This window comes from Paramaledivibacter caminithermalis DSM 15212, from assembly GCF_900142245.1.
Classification (GTDB): Bacteria; Bacillota; Clostridia; order Peptostreptococcales; family Caminicellaceae; genus Paramaledivibacter; species Paramaledivibacter caminithermalis.
The window spans coordinates 18524-41085 of sequence record NZ_FRAG01000028.1 but is presented as its reverse complement, the minus strand read 5'-3'; the positions used below and the strand labels follow the sequence as shown (position 1 = coordinate 41085).

Annotated in this window: 18 protein-coding genes, 4 tRNA genes, 1 riboswitch and 1 other annotated feature; of the genes, 17 read left to right on the top strand and 5 right to left on the bottom strand. The window is 30.8% G+C overall.

The window, feature by feature from the left end; translation table 11 throughout:
• Positions 1–87 precede the first annotated feature (87 nt).
• The 4 genes from dapD to BUB36_RS11510 form a co-directional block, all read right to left on the bottom strand.
• Positions 88–819 (bottom strand): 2,3,4,5-tetrahydropyridine-2,6-dicarboxylate N-acetyltransferase, encoded by a 732-nt coding sequence (dapD, locus tag BUB36_RS11525; protein ID WP_073150184.1) that lies wholly within the window; start codon positions 817–819, stop codon positions 88–90.
• Positions 820–986: 167 nt separating this feature from the next.
• Complete coding sequence (gene dapB / locus BUB36_RS11520; protein ID WP_073150181.1) at positions 987–1736, bottom strand: 4-hydroxy-tetrahydrodipicolinate reductase; 750 nt, start codon at positions 1734–1736, stop codon at positions 987–989.
• A 17-nt stretch (positions 1737–1753) separates the two neighbouring features.
• Complete coding sequence (dapA, locus tag BUB36_RS11515) at positions 1754–2632, bottom strand: 4-hydroxy-tetrahydrodipicolinate synthase (protein ID WP_073150178.1); 879 nt, start codon at positions 2630–2632, stop codon at positions 1754–1756.
• Between the two features lie 407 nt (positions 2633–3039).
• A riboswitch (Lysine riboswitch) is annotated at positions 3040–3231 on the bottom strand.
• Positions 3232–3276: 45 nt separating this feature from the next.
• On the bottom strand, positions 3277–4272 hold the full coding sequence (locus tag BUB36_RS11510) for an aspartate-semialdehyde dehydrogenase (RefSeq protein ID WP_073150175.1): 996 nt from the start codon (positions 4270–4272) through the stop codon (positions 3277–3279).
• Positions 4273–4691: 419 nt separating this feature from the next.
• On the opposite strand from BUB36_RS11510, the gene BUB36_RS11505 reads away from it, so the two are divergent.
• The 14 genes from BUB36_RS11505 to thrS all read left to right on the top strand — a co-directional run bounded on the left by BUB36_RS11505 (position 4692) and on the right by thrS (position 15884).
• Complete coding sequence (locus BUB36_RS11505; RefSeq protein WP_084111983.1) at positions 4692–5861, top strand: M20 metallopeptidase family protein; 1170 nt, start codon at positions 4692–4694, stop codon at positions 5859–5861.
• Between the two features lie 11 nt (positions 5862–5872).
• Positions 5873–6850 carry a CPBP family intramembrane glutamic endopeptidase gene (locus BUB36_RS11500; RefSeq protein ID WP_073150172.1) on the top strand — a complete coding sequence of 326 codons (978 nt, stop codon included), beginning with the start codon at positions 5873–5875 and terminating at the stop codon, positions 6848–6850.
• Positions 6851–7085: 235 nt separating this feature from the next.
• On the top strand, positions 7086–7316 hold the full coding sequence (locus tag BUB36_RS11495) for a small, acid-soluble spore protein, alpha/beta type (RefSeq protein ID WP_106406506.1): 231 nt from the start codon (positions 7086–7088) through the stop codon (positions 7314–7316).
• A gap of 100 nt (positions 7317–7416) precedes the next feature.
• Positions 7417–8157 (top strand): class I SAM-dependent DNA methyltransferase, encoded by a 741-nt coding sequence (locus BUB36_RS11490; protein WP_073150169.1) that lies wholly within the window; start codon positions 7417–7419, stop codon positions 8155–8157.
• Positions 8158–8303: 146 nt separating this feature from the next.
• The gene (locus BUB36_RS11485; protein WP_073150167.1) at positions 8304–8501 is read left to right on the top strand and encodes a cold-shock protein; all 198 of its coding nucleotides are present in this window, start codon (positions 8304–8306) and stop codon (positions 8499–8501) included.
• Between the two features lie 307 nt (positions 8502–8808).
• Entirely contained in the window at positions 8809–9696 is an 888-nt protein-coding gene (gene hslO / locus BUB36_RS11480) for an Hsp33 family molecular chaperone HslO (RefSeq protein WP_073150165.1), read from the top strand.
• Positions 9697–10019: 323 nt separating this feature from the next.
• A tRNA-Val gene (locus BUB36_RS11475) sits at positions 10020–10095 on the top strand.
• 107 nt (positions 10096–10202) lie between these two features.
• A tRNA-Phe gene (locus tag BUB36_RS11470) sits at positions 10203–10278 on the top strand.
• A gap of 3 nt (positions 10279–10281) precedes the next feature.
• Positions 10282–10356 (top strand) — tRNA-Gly (locus BUB36_RS11465).
• A 140-nt stretch (positions 10357–10496) separates the two neighbouring features.
• Positions 10497–10571, top strand: a tRNA-Cys gene (locus BUB36_RS11460).
• 337 nt (positions 10572–10908) lie between these two features.
• Positions 10909–11676 carry a DUF6873 family GME fold protein gene (locus tag BUB36_RS11455; protein WP_073150162.1) on the top strand — a complete coding sequence of 256 codons (768 nt, stop codon included), beginning with the start codon at positions 10909–10911 and terminating at the stop codon, positions 11674–11676.
• A 151-nt stretch (positions 11677–11827) separates the two neighbouring features.
• Positions 11828–12745 carry a putative sporulation protein YtxC gene (gene ytxC, locus BUB36_RS11450; protein ID WP_073150159.1) on the top strand — a complete coding sequence of 306 codons (918 nt, stop codon included), beginning with the start codon at positions 11828–11830 and terminating at the stop codon, positions 12743–12745.
• 122 nt (positions 12746–12867) lie between these two features.
• The gene (locus BUB36_RS11445; protein ID WP_073150157.1) at positions 12868–13470 is read left to right on the top strand and encodes a DUF445 domain-containing protein; all 603 of its coding nucleotides are present in this window, start codon (positions 12868–12870) and stop codon (positions 13468–13470) included.
• Between the two features lie 80 nt (positions 13471–13550).
• Positions 13551–13767: a binding site (T-box leader), on the top strand.
• A 203-nt stretch (positions 13768–13970) separates the two neighbouring features.
• Positions 13971–15884 (top strand): threonine--tRNA ligase, encoded by a 1914-nt coding sequence (gene thrS / locus BUB36_RS11440; protein ID WP_106406505.1) that lies wholly within the window; start codon positions 13971–13973, stop codon positions 15882–15884.
• A gap of 76 nt (positions 15885–15960) precedes the next feature.
• Here the strand turns inward: thrS and ftsH are convergent, their stop codons facing one another.
• The gene (ftsH, locus tag BUB36_RS11435; RefSeq protein ID WP_073150154.1) at positions 15961–17523 is read right to left on the bottom strand and encodes an ATP-dependent zinc metalloprotease FtsH; all 1563 of its coding nucleotides are present in this window, start codon (positions 17521–17523) and stop codon (positions 15961–15963) included.
• A gap of 943 nt (positions 17524–18466) precedes the next feature.
• Between ftsH and BUB36_RS11430 the strand changes: the two genes are divergently transcribed.
• From BUB36_RS11430 to BUB36_RS11420, 3 genes are all read left to right on the top strand, one after another.
• Positions 18467–19678, top strand: a complete 1212-nt coding sequence (locus tag BUB36_RS11430) for a DUF3798 domain-containing protein (protein WP_073150151.1) — start codon at positions 18467–18469, stop codon at positions 19676–19678.
• 221 nt (positions 19679–19899) lie between these two features.
• On the top strand, positions 19900–21510 hold the full coding sequence (locus BUB36_RS11425) for a sugar ABC transporter ATP-binding protein (protein ID WP_073150148.1): 1611 nt from the start codon (positions 19900–19902) through the stop codon (positions 21508–21510).
• Between the two features lies 1 nt (position 21511).
• The gene (locus BUB36_RS11420) at positions 21512–22561 is read left to right on the top strand and encodes an ABC transporter permease subunit (protein ID WP_073150145.1); all 1050 of its coding nucleotides are present in this window, start codon (positions 21512–21514) and stop codon (positions 22559–22561) included.
• Position 22562 lies beyond the last annotated feature (1 nt).

Below are 22562 nucleotides of genomic sequence, written 5' to 3'. Positions count from 1 at the left end.
TTCTTTATGGTTTTGAAAGATGTGACCTATATTTTTTTACTTGGAAATTGTAACTTGTAACTAAAAAAGCGGCAATTAGCCGCTTTCTTATCCTCTTAAATCATCTAATATCTGAGTTTTATCGATGGTTTTTTCATCTTTTTCTTTTATTACTCTAGCTGGAGTACCAGCTACAACCATATTTGGAGGTACATCCTTGGTTACAATTGATCCTGCAGCAACTACGGAATTTTCACCAATTGTTACTCCTTCCAATATAACTGCGTTAGCCCCAATCATAACATTATCTTTTATTGTGACTGGAGTTGCACTTGGAGGCTCAAGAACACCTGCTAAAACAGCGCCAGCGCCAACATGTACATTATTACCTACAGTTGCTCTTGCACCTAATACAGCATTCATATCAATCATTGTACCATCACCGATTTCAGAGCCGATATTTATTACAGCCCCCATCATAATAACAGCATTTTTACCAATTTTAACTCTATCCCTAATAATAGCACCTGGCTCGATTCTAGCATCAATGTTTTTTAAGTCTAATAAAGGTATTGCAGAATTTCTTCTATCATTTTCTATTACATAATCTTCTATCAAAGAACTATATTCTTTTAAAAAGCAAGCTACATCATCGTGTTGACCAAATATCATCCAAAAATCACCATTACCAAAAATTTTGATATTTTCTTTATCTATAGATTCTAAATTACCCTTAAGATAGACCTTTACTGGAGTAGTTTTTTCTGCATTTTTAATAAACTTTGCTATTTCGTATGCATTAGTAAGATCAAAATCCTTTGTATTGTTTTTCTTTGTCATTTGTTGCACCAATCCTTTCTTTAACCAATATTATATTATTATTTGAGAAACTTGCATAATTAACACTAATAATTTTTCAATATAATATGTAGGTAGCTTTCTTGACTCTCTCTACTACATTTTGTATTGAAAAATTCTTTAAATGTATTATGCAATTTCCTCATTTATTATAATAAATCATCCATATTATATAAACCGCTTTTTTTAGTTATTAAAAATTTAGCTGCTTTAATTGCACCAGAAGCGAATATTTTTTTTGACATTGCAGTATGTTTTATCTCAATAATTTCATCAGTTCCAGCATAAATAACTGTATGCTCACCTACAATAGTACCGCCTCTTATGGCATGGATACCTATTTCTTGTTCTTGTCGTTTTGTGGATCTTCCATACCTTCCATATGTGAAGGTTTTGCGGTTTTCTAACTCTTCATTTATGGACTGGGCAATCATATAAGCTGTTCCGCTGGGAGAGTCTACTTTTTTATTATGGTGTTTTTCTATAATTTCTATATCAAAGCTGTCATTAAGAAGCCTTGTTGCTTTTTTTGCTAAATCTATGATGAGATTTATACCTAAAGACATATTGCCAGATCTAAAAATAGGAACTTCCTTTGATGCGTCTTTTATTTTTTCAATAGTTGCATCATCTAATCCCGTTGTGCAGATAATAGCTGGAGTTTTTGTCTTAATGCAATAATCAACTAAGTTAGAAGTCATGCTATGGTGTGAAAAATCTATAACTACATCTGCTTTTATATTACAAGCACTAAAACTACTAAAAACAGGATAAGAATATTGTTGTGTTTTATTCTTATCAATACCAGCAACAATACTCAAGTTACTTTCTTCATCAATTATTTCAGTTAGAACTCGCCCCATACTTCCACTACATCCACAAAGTAATACTTTTATCAATATAAACCCTCCTATTATTAAAGCAGACCATATTCTTTCATCGCTGTTTTAAGAATTTCTAAATTACTATCGGACATTTCTACCAATGGCAGTCTAAGATTACCCATAGCAAAGCCCATTAAATTCATAGCTGTTTTGACAGGTATTGGATTCACCTCTATGAAAAGTGCATCAATTAAAGGTTTTAGTTTTAATTGAAGGTCACATGAACCCTTTAAATCTCCATTAATAAATTTATAAACTAAATCATGGGTATCTTTAGGAACAATATTAGCCACTACTGATATTACACCATCTCCTTTAAGGGACATTAAAGGTACGATCATATCATCATTTCCTGAATAAATATAGAAATCATCAGGTACTAAGCGTGCAATTTCAGCAACTTGAGATATATTACCACTTGCTTCTTTAATTGCTTTAATATTTGGAAGCTTAGCAAGCTCCGCTAAAGTTGAAGGCAGCATGTTTACACCAGTTCTGCCAGGCACATTATAAATAATAATTGGAATTGAGACTTCATTGGCTATAGCAGTAAAATGAGCAATAAGGCCTTTTTGAGTAGATTTATTATAATAAGGAGTTATGACTAAAAGGCCATCAGTGCCTACTTGCTCTGCATATTTACTTAAATCAATAGCATGCTGAGTGCAATTGCTTCCTGTACCAGCGATGACAGGAATCCTTTTATTAACCTTTTGAACAGTAAATTTAATTATTTCTTTTTGCTCTTCATCACTTAGAGTTGTAGCTTCTCCAGTAGTACCGCAAATAATTATTGCATCAGTATCTTGTTTTATATGCCATTCAATCAATTCTTCAAGTTTTTCATAGTTCACCTTATTGTTCTTAAAAGGGGTAACTAATGCAACTCCACAACCTCTAAATAGGCTCATACAAAACATCCTTTCATATTTTATTTAATAACAAATAAATCTTTCTTACTCGAGAAACTTGCATAATTAACACTAATAATTTTGAAATACAATATGTAGATAGCTTTCTTGACTCTTTCTGCTACGTTTTGCACCCTAAAATTCTTTAAATGTATTATGCAATTTCCTCACTCTATTATTATACGTTAAAATTAACTTAAGAAGTAAAACAATGTATTGTATAGAGATTTAGGTAATTATACACGTCTAAAACGCCCAGAAACATTGCTTATTTGTACATGTATAAATAAAGTTCTACTATGTAAATCCTATACACATTATTATTTTTTAAAAAGCAAAAAATTAAACAGTCAAGAGCAAAAAGTGCAATTGACTGTTTGGAAGTCAGCTTAGTTTCTTTTTGCCCTGTGTGAAATAGCACACCATCAATAGACTGGGCAATCTATTGGGGACAGTACTATACTTGTTCAGCATAGTCCCAACACATAACTATGGGGTTAGAAATGTGTTTCGGCAGTCGCACCTTTCCTACAGAGAAATAATTTCCCCAAAAGTTTAATCTGAAGTACTCTTTGCAAACTGCAGCCTCTATATCACAACAACGTTATTTATTTACAAATTTTCTTTAGCATTTTAAAAGGACTTTAAAGATTTTTAATTAATTCTTCAGCAATTTGTACTGCATTAGTTGCAGCACCCTTTCTGATATTATCAGCAACAACCCAAAGATTCAAACCGTTTTCTACACTGTAATCTCTTCTAATTCTACCTACATAAACTAAATCCGTTCCCTTTGCATTAGTTGCAAGTGGATATATGTTATTATTAGGATCATCTTGTAAAACTATGCCTGGACTATTGCTTAATAAATCTCTTATATCTTTGACTTCAAAGCTTTTCTCAAATTCAATATTGACACATTCGCTATGGCAATCAAATACTGGTACTCTTACAGTAGTGGCTGTAATTTTCAAATCATAATCCCCTAGTATTTTCTTGGTTTCATTTATCATTTTCATTTCTTCTTTCGTATATCCATTTTCTAAGAAAACATCAATATGGGGAAGACAATTATTAGCTATTGGATGAGGATAAGCTTTATTTATATTATTGCCCTTTAGGCCTTCCTCTAAATCCTTTACACCTTTTACCCCAGATCCAGATACAGCTTGATAGGTAGAATAAACAATTCTCTTTATTTTGTATTTATCATGTAAAGGTTTTAAAGGAACAACGGCTTGGATAGTAGAACAGTTTGGATTAGCAATAATCCCCTTATGCCATTTTAAATCTTCAGGGTTTACTTCAGGAACAACTAAAGGTATATCCTTCTCCATCCTCCATGCACTACTGTTATCTACAACAATTACCCCTTTAGATGCGGCTATAGGTGCGTATTTTTTGCTTATATCACCTCCTGCTGAAAATAGAGCTATGTCTATATCTCTATCAAAGGAATCTTCCCTTAATTCTTCAACAGTATACTCCATACCCTTACACATTACTTTTTGACCAGCAGATTTTAATGATGCAAAGGCATAAAGGTTTTCATATGGGAAATCTCTTTCTTCTAAAACCTTTAAGAAAGTTCTGCCTACCATTCCTGTCGCACCTACAATGGCTATATTAACTTTTTTCAAAACAAAACCCCCTACTCTTCATTTGATTTAATTATAATTGATCATTGTATAGTATTATTAAATTTTATGTAGTATTATAGCAAGAACTAGTTCATTTACAATAAAAAATAAATACATCTTTAAATGTATAATATGCCCAAAGAACATAGATTGTTACATGTAATTGCTATAAAGAAACATTAACAAAAATACTGAAGTTTTCACTGGTTAACAGCAAAAAGAAAATCGCCTTCTTCACTCATTGTGTTTAAATTATATATATGGTAACATTAGAAGAATGTTATGTCAATATAAAAGATTTTAGATTATTATACAATCTATTGTGTTGTATAAAAGAATAAAAAAGTATAAAATTAAATTGTTATTCTACAGAATTGTCTATTTTATATTATATGAAATTATTGCAATGAGGTGAGTTTATGATTATAGTAAATAAGGCTTTACAGGACTTAAGTGAAGAAATAATTCAGATAAGAAGAGATTTACATCAGATACCAGAGCTAGGGTTTGAAGAATTTAAAACAAGTAATTATATTTTTAAATATATTGATAGTTTAGATGTTGATTTTGTAGAGAAAACAGCTGGAACTGGGGTTTTAGTATATTTTAAGGGAAGTAAAGGCGAAAAAACTATTGCTTTTAGAGGGGATATTGATGGTCTTCCAATTAATGAAAATACAGATGTCTCTTATTGTTCGTTACATAAAGGCAAAATGCATGCCTGTGGACATGATGGTCATACAGCAATATTATTAGGATTGGCAAAATACTTATCTATGAATAAATCAAAGATTAAAGATAATATACTTTTAATTTTTCAACCTGCTGAAGAAGGTCCAGGAGGGGCTGAAGTGATCATTAAGGAAAAGGTCTTAAAAAAATATAATGTAGATCATATTTATGGACTTCATTTATATCCTGATATTATACAAGGAAAGGTAGGAGTAAAATCTGGTCCTATGATGGCTCAGACAGGAGAATTTGATATTATTATCAGAGGAAAAAGTGGACATGGAGCAATGCCTCACAATGCCAAGGATTCCATAGTTATTGCATCGGAATTAGTAGGGTTAATTCAACAGATCATTAGTCGAAATTTAGACCCTGTTGAGCCTGCGGTTATAACCATAGGAAAAATTAAAGGCGGTGAAAGAAGGAATATTATAGCTGGAAAAGTTATTATGGAAGGAACTATGAGAGCCTTCAATGATTCGATATATAAAAAAATGAAAAGAAAAATTACTATTATAGCCAAAAGCTTAGCTATGGCCCATGATTGTGAAATTGATATTATTTTTAGAGATATGTATCCATTTGTTAATAATGATAAAAAATTAGTAGATGAATTTATTCAAGCAATAGGAAGAGAAAATATTGAAGTTATAAAACCTCAAATGACGGCAGAAGATTTTTCATATTATCAAAGAGAGCTTTCAGGATTGTTTTTCTTTTTAGGAACTAAAAATGAAGATAAGGGATTTATTTATTCACTTCATAATTCAAAGTTTAATTTTGATGAAGAAGTGTTATTGATAGGAATTCAAGTTTTCATAAATATACTAATTCATAATGATACATTATTAATGTAGAGGTGAAGCATATGGAAAAAGGGAAAATTACAATATTAGAGACAAATATATTATATCTGCTTACTGCCCTATTACTAGTTACTATAGGAGCATATACCCAAGCTTTAAACATAAAGACAGGACTTATAATTACGGAATACATGTTAGTATTATTACCTGTTATTATTTTGCTTAAGATAAAGAATATTAGCTTGAAGGCTTTTTTAAGAATTAATAAACTGAGATTAAAGCATGGATTAATTATTGTAGGAGCTACAATACTGCTTTATCCAGTGGGAGCATTTTTAAATTTAATTGTAATAATTGGTTTAAATTATTTAGGGCTGGATATCAAGCCTGCACCTATACCTGTTGCAAATAATGTAACAGAATATATTGGATTATTTTTTATTATTGCAATTTCAGCTGGAATATGTGAAGAGTTTTTTTTCAGAGGTTTTTTGTTAAGAGCCTATGAAGAAAAGTATAAGATGGCTGGAATCGTAATGAGTGCAATTATGTTTGGAATATTTCATTTTAATGTACAAAATTTATTAGGACCAATATTATTAGGTCTGTTTTTTGGATATTTAGTTTATCTAACAGATTCTATTTATGCTGGAATTATAGGGCATATTGCCAATAATGGTTTTGCTGTGACTTTAATGTATGGATTGAATATACTACAAAACAAGCTAAGCAAATATGCCGATATTACTCCAGACAATACTATGCCAGAAACCATACAATTATTTGCGGCAGCTATAATGATAGGATTTTTTTCTGCCATAACTGGTACCCTTGCTTATCTTCTTATAAGAATGATAAAAAAGGATATGACTAAAAATTCTAGTAATAATCAATATTTAGATAATGAAAACTTATCAAATGAGATGGACATAATAGTAAATCCTGATATAAAGGTTGAAAGATTCAAATTCCTTAGATTTATTCCTGTAATAATTGTTTTTGCTATGTATACTATATTTACTATTAAACAATTTTCTTAATGATTCCTATAAAAAACCTCGAAAACCAAAGGTTTTCGAGGTTAAATATATATTCTTCAATATATATTTAAAGGGGGAGTGGGGAAACAACATAACAACCATATAAAAGAATATCATCTATATATAAAAATATCAACTATAAAATGAATTTGTTACAAATGTTTAAAAAACATACAAGTTTTATGTATAAAAACTAACCCCTTACTCAATAATATTTGAGAGGGGAGTGATAAATTTGTCAAAAAAGAATAGGGATAAAAACAAGAAATTTAAAATTGAAACCCTAGAAGATAAATGGAAGTATGAGATTGCTTCAGAATTAGGGCTTTTGGATAAGGTGTTGAGTAATGGATGGGGAGCCCTTACTGCTAAGGAGACTGGAAGAATCGGTGGGTTGATAACGGTGAAAAAAAAGAAATTAAAAAAGATGCAGGAGCTACAGGAAAAACAAGAGCAAGAGGGATAGACTTTCTATCTCTTTTTTATTTCTTGCAATTTGCTTTTTACTATATATTATGTATAATTTATTATAGATTTTAATTATATGAATATTGGAAGTGGTAGTTATGGAAGCTTATACTGGATTTGCAGAGGTTTATGACTTTTTAATGAAGGATGTAGATTACATAGGATGGGTAGACTATATAGAAGAAATTTTTGGTATGGAAGGTGTAAAACCCCAAAGCATTTTAGAACTTGCCTGTGGTACAGGGAATATAACAAATAAACTAGCAAAAAGAGGATATGATGTAGTAGGGGTAGATATATCTAGTGATATGTTAACCTTTGCTAAGAATAAGGCTCACGATACAGGGGTTTTTGTTAAGTATTTAAATCAAGATATGAGAGAATTGGATTATAATAAAAAGGTTGACACCGTATTATGTCTATGTGATGGATTCAATTATATACTAGAAAAGGATGATTTGCTGAGTATATTTAAGAAAATATACTCTTTGCTTAAAGAGAAGGGGTTATTTGTTTTCGATATAAGTTCTTATTATAAACTTTCTGAGATTTTGGGAAATAATGTATATGCTGAAAGCTTTGAGGATATATCATATATATGGGAGAATTATTTTGATGAGGAAACAAGCATATGCCAATTAGATTTAACTATTTTTAAGAGAAAAGATAAATTGTTTGAAAGATACAAAGAAATCCACTATCAAAGAGCATATAAAATAGAAGAAATATTTCATATTTTAAAAAATGCTGGATTTAATAACATATGTGGGTATAAAGCTTTTACCTTTGAGGAGTTTGAATTTGATCATGAAAGGGTAAATTTTGTATGCAAAAAATAAAAAAATGTATAATATTTTTAAAATTAAACATTTTAATATAAAGAGGTTTTTTAGATATATTTGTTTGACACTGTAAGAGGGCTGTGTTAAAATTATTATGAGCTAGCTTAATTATTTTTTTAAATTTTAGGAGGATTGATTGTTACATGAAAGGTAAAGTAAAATGGTTTAACAGTGAAAAAGGTTACGGATTCATCACTGGAGAAGATGGAAAAGATGTTTTCGTACATTATTCTGCAATTCTTGGTGAAGGTTTCAAAACATTAGAAGAAGACCAAGAAGTTGAATTTGGTGTTGTTGAAGGAGAAAAAGGACCTCAAGCAACTCAAGTATCTAAGCTTTAATTTATATAAATGAATTAATAAGCTTATCAGCCCTGACTAGTTCAGGGCTTTATTGTTATGGGTCAATTTAATTACAAAATGTAAGCAGAAGCTTTTGTACTTGTCTAGGAATTTAAACTTTTTTCACAGGAAATTGCATGTTTGAAGTTAAAAAAATTCAAGCAACAGAGATTAAATAAAAATTATTACCAGTAAAATATTAGTAAAAATTGTTTTCTTTTAAAACTTATTAGAAAGACCCTAGTACTTGCAACATGGAACGCATCAAAGACGCCTTTGTCTAAACAAAGCAATTGGAGGGATTGGATTGAAAAATTATATTGTAAGAGGATTGGCTGCTAATAAAAATATAAGAGTTTTTGCAGCAATAACAACAGATATGGTAGAAAAAGCTAGGCAGATCCATAATACTACTCCTGTTGCCACTGCTGCCTTAGGAAGAACAATAACTGCTTCAGCAATTATGGGGTATATGCTAAAGGGAGATAAAAATACTTTAACCTTACAAATTAGAGGCTCTAATCAAATAAAGTCTATTGTTGCAGTTTCCAATTCAAAAGGAAATGTAAAGGCATATATTTCAAATCCCTATATTGAAGTAGCATTGAATGAAAAGGGTAAATTAGACGTGGGTGGAGCTATTGGTAAAAATGGTAAATTAATAGTTATAAAGGACCTAGGACTTAAAGAACCATATGTTGGACAATCAAATTTAATAACTGGTGAAATAGCAGAGGATATAGCTGCATATTATATGTATTCTGAACAGCAGCCTTCTATAGTATCCCTTGGAGTTTTACTTAATACTAATTGTTCAGTTAAATCTTCTGGAGGTTTTATTATACAACCTTTACCAGATGTGGGGGAAGATATTTTGATTAAGCTTGAAGAATCAATTAAAAATATACCCCCTATTTCAACCATGATAGATGAAGGGTTGACTGGTGAAAAAATATTGAAAAATATATTAAAGGATTTTGATGTAGAAATAATTGAGAAGAGTGAAATAGACTTTGTATGTGATTGTTCTAGGAAAAAGATAGAAAAGGCTTTGATAAGCTTAGGAGAAAAAGAACTAAAAGACATAATTGAGGAAGATGGTAAAGCGGAGATATCATGTCATTTTTGCAATGAAAAGTATTTTTTTAACAAAGGGGAGCTTATAAAGCTTTTAAGTAATGCTATGAATGATTAATAATTACTTTTTATGTATATATATTTATAAAGGTGAACTCATTAAAGTAGTGTTAATATAATATAAAAAATCTATTTGTTTTAGGATACAAGTATTCTAGCAACAACGAAAATTTTTATCCTAAAACAAAAGATTTTTTGTATTTTATTAATTAAAGATTTTCAAAAAAGAGATGAGAGAAAACCTCTTATTCGCATTAATTTCCAAATTTTTATGAGTCTATAACTATGTTTTATAATGAATTTTTTTTGCTAATATATATAAAAATTAGTTGACAATGATGAAAATTTATTGTATTATAATATTTGTCATCTTAAGTAAAGGGGCGCATAGCTCAGCTGGGAGAGCACCTGCCTTACAAGCAGGGGGTCACAGGTTCAAGTCCTGTTGCGCCCACCACTTAATTGAGGTGAGAAGCTAGAGGTTAGAAGTTAGACAAGATTAAAAGACCTATTAGGGTCAGACTAAGATTCTAGCATCTAACATCCAACTTCCAGCATCCAAATGCCCAGATAGCTCAGTCGGTAGAGCAGGGGACTGAAAATCCCCGTGTCGGTGGTTCGATTCCGCCTCTGGGCACCATAGGCGGTAGTGGCTCAGTGGTAGAGCATCGCCTTGCCAAGGCGAGGGTCGTGGGTTCGAATCCCATCTACCGCTCCAATATCAAGATATAGAATAAGACCAAGATTTACAGTAAGAGTGATATTAAGAATTTAAGGTATTCTTTATATTTTTTTAAAAGGTTCTTGAGAAATGACTATAAAAAGTCTTAATCTAAAACTTAATACTTAACTTCTCATGGCGGCATAGCCAAGTGGTAAGGCAGAGGTCTGCAAAACCTTTATTCCCCAGTTCGAATCTGGGTGCCGCCTCCAGTAAAAGACATCCAAAGGATGTCTTTTTGTTTTGAGTATTATCTCTAGAATAAGGTAAAGATAATAGCAATAAAACATTAGTATACTATGTATAATAGATGCAAATCTAAGCTTTTTTATATAGAACTCAAATACTTTTTAAAGAAATTTTATGTGATAGATAAAGTGATTTCAACTCATACAAGAATTTAAAACTATCACCAGTAAAATATTGGTTCGAAAATTTTTAAAAACTTATTAGAAAGACCCTAATACTTGCAACTTGGAACCTAGAACTTGGAACTCAAAGCACGCCCTACGGGTGCCTTTGTTCCTAATAAGAAGGTGAGTTTGTTTTATGGAAAGATTTATCAAAAATCCTTTTATACCTAATAGTAAAGTACAAACAGTTATAGTAGATAAAAGAATATCAAAATGTGTACGGAATAAAATACGATCTAATGGTATAAATATTATTGAGACTCCTTATTGCAGTAGTCTATATAAAGCAGTTTCATGTCATCCTGATATGCTTATACATCATATTGGAGGGAACGAAATTATTGTTGCTCCAAATATTTATGATGAAATATATAAGAAACTTAAAAAATTAAATTTTAAAGTAATTGAAGGCAATACTGTATTGAAGAGTACCTATCCTGATAATATTGCATATAATGTATGTAGGATAGGGAAATTTGCTATACATAACTTTAAATATACAGATAAAGAAATAATTAAAAGACTCGAGAAAAAAGAAGTAGAACTAATAAATGTTAAGCAAGGTTACGCTAAGTGTTCGATCTGTATAGTAAATGAAAAAGCTATAATTACATCGGATAAAGGAATTGCTAAAGTACTTGAAAAACACAATATAGATGTACTCACAATTAAAAGTGGATACATTGACTTACCAAGCCTTAATTATGGATTTATAGGTGGAGCATCTGGATTAATTAGTAATGATAAAATACTTTTTTGTGGTGATATTAGGAAACATCCTGATTTTAAAATTATCCAAAAATTTTTGGATATTTATTCAGTTGAAATTGAAATAGTAGATAACAAAAAACTCATTGATGTAGGTTCAATAATACCTATTACAGAAATAGATGAAAATCATTAAAATTAAATATCTAGAGAAAATTTTATTTTGATATGTTTAAAGATTAGGTTGATTTATCCATAAATAACATTAGACACAAAAACTGACAAAACAATATATGCATATGCTTTATTAAACCCCGTATACTACTACTGAAGGGAGGATTATAATTGTGGATTTGTTTTCTATTACTCTTTATGATGACAAGGAGAGTACTGAAAGTTTAGTAAATATGATACTTAAAAATTATAATAATAAAGATATTTTTATAAATAAAGAAATATATGAAAGTGATAAATTCAATACAATTAAATTTTGTGTTGATGAAAATATTATAAATAGAAATTATAGTAATTATAATGATTTAGTTAATGCTTTTAAGCATTGTGCGGCTATAGGAATTTCAAATTATATAGTAGATGTTTTAGAATTAAAAATAATAGAGAAGATTCTTAAGTCTAATTATTATTTCTTGAAGCCTAGTGAAAAAACAATAATAATTGAACAGCTTCAAAAAGATATAGATAATGAAATTTATGATGAAAGTGTCAATATTCCATATAAAGTAAATAGAAAAGCAAAAATAATTTATAAGTTAATGGATTTTTTGGAAGATAGCAATTCTTTAAATATAGAGGGATTTGTCAATTTTAGACTAAGGAATTATTTGGAAGATATATATGAAGTAATTGACAGAGTTATAGAAGAATACGTGATGGAAAAAGAATATAATGAATTTATTAAGCTTTTAAAGTATTTTGTTGATATACAAGAACCTAAGATTGATTTAATAAATATTATTGTAGATAAAAGAGGGAAATATCACTTTTTTGATGATAAAAATAGGGTATTAGATGATAATTACATAAGGGGATTAATTGATGATTTGGATGATAATAATCTAAATAATGATGATTTGCTTATTAGCTCCCTTATAACTATTGCACCGAAGAAGATCATTTTTCACTTTGCTAATAATGTTAAAAATACAGAAATTATTGAAACTATAAAGAATATATTTGATAAACGGGTTTATATATGCAGAAACTGTAAAATTTGCAATATGAATAGAGATATAAAAGGAGAGTAGAGTTTTTCTGCTCTCTAAAATTTATTATATTGAAATTTATGATTTGTCCTATTGAAAGGACATAATTTATATGTTATACTTTATTTTGTTTACATAAGATTAAGGGGCAAGAGGTGAAAACAATGGTTTGGGTACAAATAATATTATTATCTATAATAGGAGCAATAATAGGATGGACTACAAATGTAATTGCTATAAAATTGATTTTTAGACCCTTAAACCCTATAAAAATTCCTATTTTTAATTTTCATATTCAGGGCTTAATTCCCAAAAGAAGAACAGAAATAGCTCGCAGTATTGGACATATAGTAGAAACAGAATTGGTTTCCATTAAGGAAATAATAGATAAATTGATTGAAGAAGAAAACAAAGGTCAAATTATCTCAGAAATCAAGAAGAAAATCAGAACTATTGCTGAAGAAAAAATGCCTTCGATAATTCCTGGAGCTATTAGGGGGATGATACTTGTTTATGTAGATGAGATTATTGATAGTGAAGGCGAAAATGCAATTAATGAGTTGAGTGAAAAGCTTATTCATAAGGCAGCTAGCAAAGTAAGCATTTCTGAAATAATTGAAGAAAAAATCAATAAATTTGAGCTAGAAAAATTAGAAGAAATTATTATAAGCATAGCAAAGAAAGAATTGAAACATATTGAGTTATTAGGAGGACTTATAGGATTTGTTATAGGACTTATGCAGGCAATAATAATTTTGCAGTTTTAGAGTATAATAAATTAATAATAAGTAAAAACTTATTGACAAATAGATTTTTAATAATATAATTATAAGTAAACCTATAATGATGAGATGCTATGAAAGGGAAGAGTACTGTAGATTCTGTCTTCAGAGAAGAAATGTCATTGGCTGAGAGCATTTCTGATGTGGCTATAGGAAAACTAACCCTAGAGCAGTAATTTAGTAGTCTTAGACGAAAAATTACCGGGTAGCAACGTTAATGCTAATAGAGTGGATAACAGATCCATTAGGGTGGAACCACGGGAACAACCTCTCGTCCCTACGTAATGTAGAGACGAGGGGTTTTTATATTTGGAAATAGTTTATAAGTATATATTATTGTTTAAGAACTTAGAGGAAAGGTTAAAAGAATGGTTGAAAATAATCTGACAACGACTTGTGAGATGGACTCAAGTAGCTTAAACTCAACATAAGACTTAACCTTGACCATAAGGGAATCTAAACAGATGATAAGGAGGGCTATTTTTATGGAACAAATAAAAATTACTTTGAAGGATGGTTCTGTTAAAGAAGTAGCTAAAGGAACTACAATATTAGAACTAGCTAAAAGCATAAGTGGTAGACTTGCAAAGGAAGCAATAGCTGGTGAAGTAGATGGTGAGACCAAGGATTTAAATTATGAACTAAACAGAGATTGTAAAGTTAATGTTTTTAGATTTGAGGACGAAGAAGGAAAGGATGTATTTAGGCATACAAGCTCCCATATATTGGCACAAGCTGTTCAGAGATTATTCCCTGGAACAAAGCTGGCTATAGGTCCAGCTATTGAAAATGGATTTTACTATGATTTTGATTCTGAACATAAATTTTCACCAGAGGATTTAGAAAAAATTGAAAAGGAAATGAACAAGATAGTCAAGGAAGATCTCCATCCTGAAAGATTTGAACTTCCACGGGAAGAAGCAATAAAATATATGCAAGAAAAAGAAGAGCCTTATAAAGTAGAATTAATTAGAGATTTACCTGAAGATGCGGTCATATCATTTTATAAACAGGGAGATTTTGTTGATCTTTGTGCTGGACCTCATCTTCCTACTACCAAGGTTGTAAAAGCTTTTAAGCTTTTAAGTATTGCAGGGGCTTATTGGAGAGGCGATGAAAATAGGAAAATGCTTCAGAGGATTTATGGAACTTCATTTCCGAAAAAAAAGCTTCTTGATGAACATATCCATAGATTAGAAGAAGCTAAAAAGAGAGATCATCGAAAATTAGGCAAGGAATTAAAACTATTTGTAATGTTAGAAGAAGGACCTGGTTTCCCATTTTTCCTTCCAAAGGGAATGGAGCTAAAAAATACATTGATGGATTATTGGAGAGAGGTCCATAAAAAAGCTGGTTATGTAGAAGTGGAAACTCCAATTATATTAAATCGAAGACTTTGGGAAACTTCAGGACACTGGTATCACTATAAAGAAAATATGTATACTTTAAAAATAGATGAAGAGGATTATGCAATTAAACCAATGAACTGTCCAGGTGGAATGCTTGTTTATAATACAGAAATGCGATCCTATAGAGATTTTCCCATGAGGTTTGGCGAAGTAGGTAGGGTTCATAGACATGAGTTATCTGGAGCACTTCATGGCCTTATGAGAGTAAGAGCCTTTACTCAAGATGATGCACATATATTCATGCTTCCACAGCAGATTAAAGATGAAATAAAAGGGGTAGCAAAATTAATCGATGAGGTTTATACTAAATTTGGATTCAAATATCATGTTGAGTTATCTACAAGACCTGAAGATTCAATGGGTAGTGATGAAGAATGGGAAATGGCTGAAAATGCATTGCAGGAGGCTCTAGAAGAGTTAAAGTTGCCTTATAAGCTTAATGAAGGTGATGGTGCTTTTTATGGACCTAAGATAGATTTTCATTTGGAAGATTGCATAGGCAGGACATGGCAGTGCGGTACAATTCAGCTAGATTTTCAGCTTCCTCAAAGATTTGATTTGACATATATAGGTAAAGATGGTGAAAAGCATAGACCAATAGTAATTCATAGAGTAGCATTTGGTAGTATTGAAAGATTTATTGGAATACTTATTGAGCATTTTGCAGGTAAATTTCCAACATGGCTTGCACCAGAGCAGATTAGAATACTGCCAATAACAGATAGACATGTTGAGTATGCACAAAGCATTGCAGATATAATGAAGAAAAGTGATATAAAAGTAGAGGTAGATAGTAGAAATGAAAAAATAGGATATAAAATACGTGAGGCTCAGCTTCAAAAGGTTCCTTATATGCTTATTGTAGGAGATAAAGAAGTAGAAACTAAAACTGTTTCAGTACGTTCTAGAGATAAAGGAGAACTAGGAAATCAAGAAATAGAAGGCTTTGTAAAACAAGTGAAAAATGAAATAATGAATAGAATATTATAAATATAAGTAGTTTTTAGGGTTGTTGTAGTTTTCTATAATCATATAAAAAAGTCGTTTTAAACCTAAAACGACTTTTTTATATGATTGAAAGATTTTTAGAACTATCAAAGGCTTTGATTATTTTATTTAATTCTTCTCCAGTCAGAGTTTCTTTTTCAAATAATATTTCAGCTATTTTACCTAATAAATCTTTGTTAGATTCAATTATAGTTAATGTATCTTTATAGCAGTGAAGAATTATTTTGTTTATTTCTTTATCAATTGTGTCATAACAGTTACGAATTAGACTTGGCTCATAGAATCTATTTTGCAAATCACTCATGCCGTATTCACAAACCATCTGAAAAGCTATTTGATTAGCTTTTTTTAAGTCATCTTTTGCTCCAGTTGAAACGTTACCCAAAACTATTTCCTCTGCTGCTCTTCCTCCAAGCATTACCTTTATTTTGTTATAAAGCTCATCCTTGGTTATTAGAAAGCGTTCTTCATCAGGAGTATACATTACGTAACCTAGAGCTTGACTTCTAGGAATAATGGATATTTTAGATATTAAATCTGTATTCAATATTTTACCCATCAAAGCATGACCTGCTTCATGAAAAGAAACTCTTCTTTTTTCTTTTTCTATTATAGAAAAATTCTTTCTTTCCAAACCACCTATTACTTTTTCTATAGCATTGTTAAAATCATCGATATCTATGATTTTTTTATTGTTCCTTACTGCTAGTATTGCAGCTTCATTTGCGATGTTGGAAATATGTGCTCCAGACATGCCATGGGTTCTTTTGGCAAGGTCTTTTACATCTATTTTAGGGCTTATTGGCTTATTTCTAATATGAACTTTAAAAATTTCCTCTCTAGATTTAATGTCTGGATTTCCAATAAATATATTTCTGTCAAATCTTCCAGGTCGCTTTAAAGCTTCATCCAGCATATCAATACGGTTAGTTGCACCAATAATTATAACGGTTTGATCGTTGTTGAAGCCATCCATTTCAATTAATAATTGATTTAATGTTTGATCCTTTTCATTATTACTTTCCAATGTTCTCTTAGCTCCAATAGCATCTATTTCATCTATAAAAATAACGGAAGGAGCTTCTTTTCTAGCTTTTTCAAATAATGCTCTTACCCTTTTTGCACCAACTCCCACATATTTTTCTACAAATTCCGAACCGCTGGCTGGAATAAACTTGGAGTTAGTTTCACCTGCAATAGCCCTTGCTAATAATGTTTTTCCTGTTCCTGGAGGTCCGTGCAATAAAATACCCTTTGGGATTTTAGCTCCCATTGCCCTGTATTTATCTGGATTTTTCAAGAAATCTATTATTTCTCCTAATTCTTCCTTTGCCTCATCTAGACCTGCAACATCTTTGAATCCAATTGTAGCTTCATCTGACTTGTCATTTCTTTTTTCATTTTTTTCACTTTTAAGATTAACTGGAGCAAATTGGGGCGAATTATGGGACTTTAAATAATAAATTAAACAAATGATACTAAACAATATTAATATACTAAGAGTCGAGCTTCTAATATTAAGAGAAGCTGGAGATTTACCATTAGCACGAGAAGCTATTATTAATACTATATTTAAAATTATTGATGACAATAATATGATGAAAAGGGTTTTTCTTTTCAAATTACAAGCCACCTGCCTTTATTTATATCTTATTTAGAATCATTATATATTTTTATAGATAAACAACTTCAAGATTTAATAGATTTCAAAGAAAAAATGTACAAATATCCATTATCTTTTTTGAAATTTATTTTAATTGTTAATATAGGAATTTAAGTAAAGACTTTAATTTATACATATCCAAAACGCCTAGAAACGTTGCGTATTTGTACATGCATAAATTAAGTTTTACTATGTAAATCCCTATATTGTCTATTTATATTAAAATTTAAAACTTTATTTAATATTAGTGTACCCAAAGTCAAAATAAAAAATATATTAAAACATAAATTATATGTTTTCAGAAAATTTTATATATTGATAAAATTTTCTATATAAAATAAAAAAAGAAGAAGGAAAATTCAAAATAATGTAGAAATAAATATCTTAGTGTTATGTGCTAATATTTTCTTTGATAAGAAAAAAATATTATATATACATAAATATACAACAAAATGTAAAAAATCACAAATATTAAAAATTGCAATTTGTGGAATTAATTTTTGCCTGTCTACATAGTTATTAATTAAATAGTATTTATTAAGTAACTATCAAAACACAGTACATTTCTTTTGCTTTTAGTCAATATAGGATTTGCATAGTAATACTTAGTTTATATATTTTTACAAATATATAAAGTTTTTTTAGAACTATTAAATGTAAGTTTTTACTTAATTTCTATGCATACAATTTGACTAAAAATTTTTTCATAAATAGTAAGTATAAAACTATACTCAGGTAGAAATCTACATAATTTCTTATAAATTATACATAAAATTAAAAGCTAATAAGAAATTATGTAATTTCTCATAAAATAATTAATTAACTCATTTTGAAATGAAGGGAGGTTAAATTTTCAACATTTCAAAGTAAAAATATTTCTATGAAATAGAGGGGGATTTTTATGTTAAAGAAAGTTTTAGCTATTTTATTGGTATTGACATTAGTAGTTGGTTTAGCTGCATGTGGTCAGCAACCAGCTTCAAATGAAGAACAAAAAAGTGAAGAAACAACTTCAAACTCAAATGAAGAACAAAAAAGTGAAGAAACAGCCTCTGATTCAGGTAAAGAAGAAAATTGGAAGATCGGTATAATGACTGGTACTGTTTCTCAAAATGAAGAAGAGTATAGAGCAGCAGAGAATGTTTTGAAAAGGTATGGTGAAGAACACATAATGATTATGACTTATCCTGATAAGTTTATGGATGAGCAGGAAACAACTATAGCTAATGTGGTTAGTATGGCTGAAGATCCAGATGTAAAGGCTATCGTATTTGTTCAGGCGGTTCCAGGTGCAGCAGCTGCTATAGATAAAGCAAGAGAAGTTAATCCTGATCTTCTTGTTATAGCTGGAGTACCAGGGGAAGACCCAGGTGTAATATCTTCTAAAGCCGATATAGTTTTACAACCTGATGAATTAGCTATGGGTACAACAATAATTGAACAGGCTAAGAAACAGGGGGCTAAAAAGTTTGTACACTATTCATTCCCACGACATATGTCATATCCACTACTTGCTGCAAGAAGGGATTTATTTAAAGAAAATTGTGAAAAGATGGGCATAGAATTTATTGATGCTACTGCTCCTGATCCGACTGGTGATGCTGGTGTTTCTGGTGCTCAGCAGTTCATACTAGAGGATGTGCCAAGAATGGTTGAAAAGCATGGTAAAGATACTGCTTTCTTTAGCACAAATTGTTCAATGCAGGTACCACTTATAAAATCTGTTGTAGATCAAGGGGCTATTTATCCACAACCTTGTTGTCCATCCCCATTCCATGGTTTTCCTTCAGCTTTAGGTATTGAAGTGCCTGATGATAAAAAGGGTGATATTGATTACATGGTAGAACAGATAACAAAAGTAATTGCGGAAAAGGGAATGACTGGTAGATTATCTACTTGGCCAGTTCCAGTTGCTATGATGTTTATTGAAGGTGGAGTTGAATACGCTAAGGCATATATTGAGGGAGAAACTAACGGTAAAGTTGATGTTGAAGTTCTTAAGCAGAAATTTGAAGAATATGCTGACACTGAAATTGAAATGAATACTCTTGAAGAAAATGGTAACAAGTATGATAATTACTTTACTATATTATTAGGATTCCTAGATTTTTAGAAGATTATAAAATGGTTACACCAGTTTACAAGTAAATTTTTAAATTAGCTTTATTACTACACTTCAATACTTTTAGAACTAATCTTAGCAAAGGTTTGTTTACTAGGTTTTATGAAAAATTGTAAATTGGTAGAATGATTATAAAAATGGAAAATTAAAAAATGTAAGGTTGCCTACAGGCAACCTTGCATTTTGAAGAAAACACAAGGTGGTGAAAGTAGATGCAGGAAAAATACACATTACAGATGAAGGATATAAATAAGGAATATTATGGAAATAAAGTTTTGAAAGGTGTCAGTTTATCTGTAAAACCTGGAGAGATACACGCATTGTTAGGAGAAAATGGAGCAGGAAAATCAACCCTTATGAATATTTTATTTGGAATGCCTGTGATACATTCAACCGGTGGTTTTTCAGGAGAAGTATTTTTATGTGGAGAAAAAACCCATATCAAATCTCCAAAGGAAGCAATGGAACTAGGTATAGGCATGGTCCATCAAGAATTTATGCTTGTTCCTGGTTTTACGATTACTGAAAATATTAAACTTAATAGAGAAATAACTAAAGATAATTTTATCAGCAGAGCATTTAAAAATGACAGTTTGAAAACCTTAGATATAAAAGAGATGAAGAAGGATACAAGAAAGGCATTGGATACTTTAGGTATGGATATAGATGAATGGGCAAGGGTTGCTGGACTTCCCGTTGGTCATATGCAGTTTATTGAGATAGCAAGGGAAATAGATAAAAAAGGGATTAAGCTTTTAGTATTTGATGAGCCTACTGCTGTTCTTACAGAAAGTGAGGCAGATAATTTGATTTCAGCAATGAAAAACCTTGCAGCATCAGGAATATCAATTTTATTTATAACCCATAGGCTCGATGAAGTTATGCAGGCAGCAGATAATGTGACGATACTTAGAGATGGTGAATTAGTAGCAACTAGAAAGAAGGAGGAAACAAGTGTATCAGAGCTTGCTGAGCTTATGGTAGGTAGAAAAGTAGAAATTATTCCGACCTCAAATGAGAAAGATTATAGGATTTCCACAGATAATATTATCTTATCCATAAGGAATTTAAAAGTTAATATGCCTGGGGAAGAAGTTAATGGTATAGATTTAGATGTTAGAAAAGGAGAAATATTAGGTATAGGAGGATTAGCTGGACAAGGTAAAATAGGTATAGCAAATGGAATAATGGGACTATATGAAACTAGTGGTGATATAGTTCTTAAAGGAGAAAAATTGGAATTGAATAATACAAAGCAGTCACTAAAAAAGGGACTTGCCTTTGTTTCTGAGGATAGAAGAGGTGTTGGACTTTTACTTGATTCATCAATAGAACATAATATTGCAGTTACAACTATGCAGATAAAGGATAAATTTCTTAAGAAGATGACTGTTTTTAATCAGATGGATAATAAAGCTATTAGGCAACATGCATTAAAAATGATTGAGGAATTGGATATAAGGTGCACAGGTCCTAGTCAGCTTACAAGAAGACTTAGCGGAGGAAATCAACAGAAGGTATGTGTGGCGAGGGCTTTGACATTAGAGCCTGATGTGCTTTTAGTATCTGAACCTACAAGAGGTATAGATATTGGAGCGAAAAAATTAGTTTTAGATTTACTTGTTAAATTAAATAGAGAAAAAGGAATGACTATAATAATGACATCTAGTGAATTAGCAGAGCTTCGTTCGATTTGTGACAGAATAGCAATTGTGTCTGAAGGAAAGGTTGAAGGTATTCTTAAACCTACAGATAGTGACAGAGACTTTGGGCTTATGATGGCAGGACAATATCACAAAATGCGATGTAAGGAGGCAAAATAATATGAATGAAGCTATTAAAAGAATTTCTGACAGGGTTGGCTTGCCTAGACTTATAATTTCTTTGTTATTTTTTTCAATATGTGTAATGGCATTAATATTAAAATTGCCAGCTTCATCCTTGATTTCAGATGTAATAAGGCGTTTTGGTATGTTCGGTATATTGGCTTTAGCTATGATACCATCTATACAATGTGGGACAGGTCCGAACTTTGCTTTACCATTAGGCATAGTATGTGGGCTTTTTGCCATGACTATTACCATACAATTTGGGTTAACTTCATTGATATGGGGCAATGGTTTTTGGGCTTCCGTCATTATAGCTATACCCTTTGCAGCACTTGCAGGCTGGATTTATGGTATGATGCTTAATAAAATAAAGGGGTCAGAGATGCTTGTAGCAACCTATACAGGTTTTTCTATAGTATCCTTTATGTGCATTATATGGGTGGTTATCCCCTTTAAAAATCCTGAAATGGCATGGCCTATAGGAAAAGGGCTTAGGGTTACCTTTGCTTTAGATAAATCCTTTGCATATTTCTTAAATAATTTCTTGATGATAAAGATTGGGGAAATAATAATACCAACGGGATTATTACTATTTTTCTTTGGGACTTGTTTAGCAGTTTGGGTATTTTTAAGAAGTAAAATTGGTGTAGCATTGAGGGCTGCTGGAGATAATCCTAAATTTGCTCAAGCTTCAGGAATAGACGTAGATAAGTGTAGAATCATAGGTACAGTATTATCAAATGTTCTAGGAGCAATAGGAATTATTGTATATGCTCAAAGTTTTGGTTTTGTACAATTGTATTTAGCACCACTGTATATGGCTTTTCCTGCTGTTGCTGCTGTTTTAATTGGTGGAGCTTCTGCAAAAAAAGCAAAAATATCTCATGCAATTTTAGGTGTTTTTTTGTTCCAAGGTTTGCTTACAGTTGCACTCCCCGTTGCAAACCAAATATTTAGCGAGGGCAATTTGTCAGAGGTTTTAAGGATGATAGTTCAAAATGGAATCATTCTATATGCAATAACTAAAGTAGGGGGTGCTGACTAAT

What these genes read in the sequence shown, in the direction of transcription:
- dapD (WP_073150184.1), bottom strand. Translation starts at nt 819, where the DNA reads ATGACAAAGAAAAACAATACAAAGGATTTTGATCTTACTAATGCATAC.
- BUB36_RS11505 (WP_084111983.1), top strand. Translation starts at nt 4,692, where the DNA reads ATGATTATAGTAAATAAGGCTTTACAGGACTTAAGTGAAGAAATAATT.
- BUB36_RS11500 (WP_073150172.1), top strand. Translation starts at nt 5,873, where the DNA reads ATGGAAAAAGGGAAAATTACAATATTAGAGACAAATATATTATATCTG.
- BUB36_RS11485 (WP_073150167.1), top strand. Translation starts at nt 8,304, where the DNA reads ATGAAAGGTAAAGTAAAATGGTTTAACAGTGAAAAAGGTTACGGATTC.
- BUB36_RS11445 (WP_073150157.1), top strand. Translation starts at nt 12,868, where the DNA reads ATGGTTTGGGTACAAATAATATTATTATCTATAATAGGAGCAATAATA.
- BUB36_RS11420 (WP_073150145.1), top strand. Translation starts at nt 21,512, where the DNA reads ATGAATGAAGCTATTAAAAGAATTTCTGACAGGGTTGGCTTGCCTAGA.
- BUB36_RS11425 (WP_073150148.1), top strand. Translation starts at nt 19,900, where the DNA reads ATGCAGGAAAAATACACATTACAGATGAAGGATATAAATAAGGAATAT.
- dapA (WP_073150178.1), bottom strand. Translation starts at nt 2,632, where the DNA reads ATGAGCCTATTTAGAGGTTGTGGAGTTGCATTAGTTACCCCTTTTAAG.
- BUB36_RS11490 (WP_073150169.1), top strand. Translation starts at nt 7,417, where the DNA reads ATGGAAGCTTATACTGGATTTGCAGAGGTTTATGACTTTTTAATGAAG.
- BUB36_RS11455 (WP_073150162.1), top strand. Translation starts at nt 10,909, where the DNA reads ATGGAAAGATTTATCAAAAATCCTTTTATACCTAATAGTAAAGTACAA.
- thrS (WP_106406505.1), top strand. Translation starts at nt 13,971, where the DNA reads ATGGAACAAATAAAAATTACTTTGAAGGATGGTTCTGTTAAAGAAGTA.
- BUB36_RS11430 (WP_073150151.1), top strand. Translation starts at nt 18,467, where the DNA reads ATGTTAAAGAAAGTTTTAGCTATTTTATTGGTATTGACATTAGTAGTT.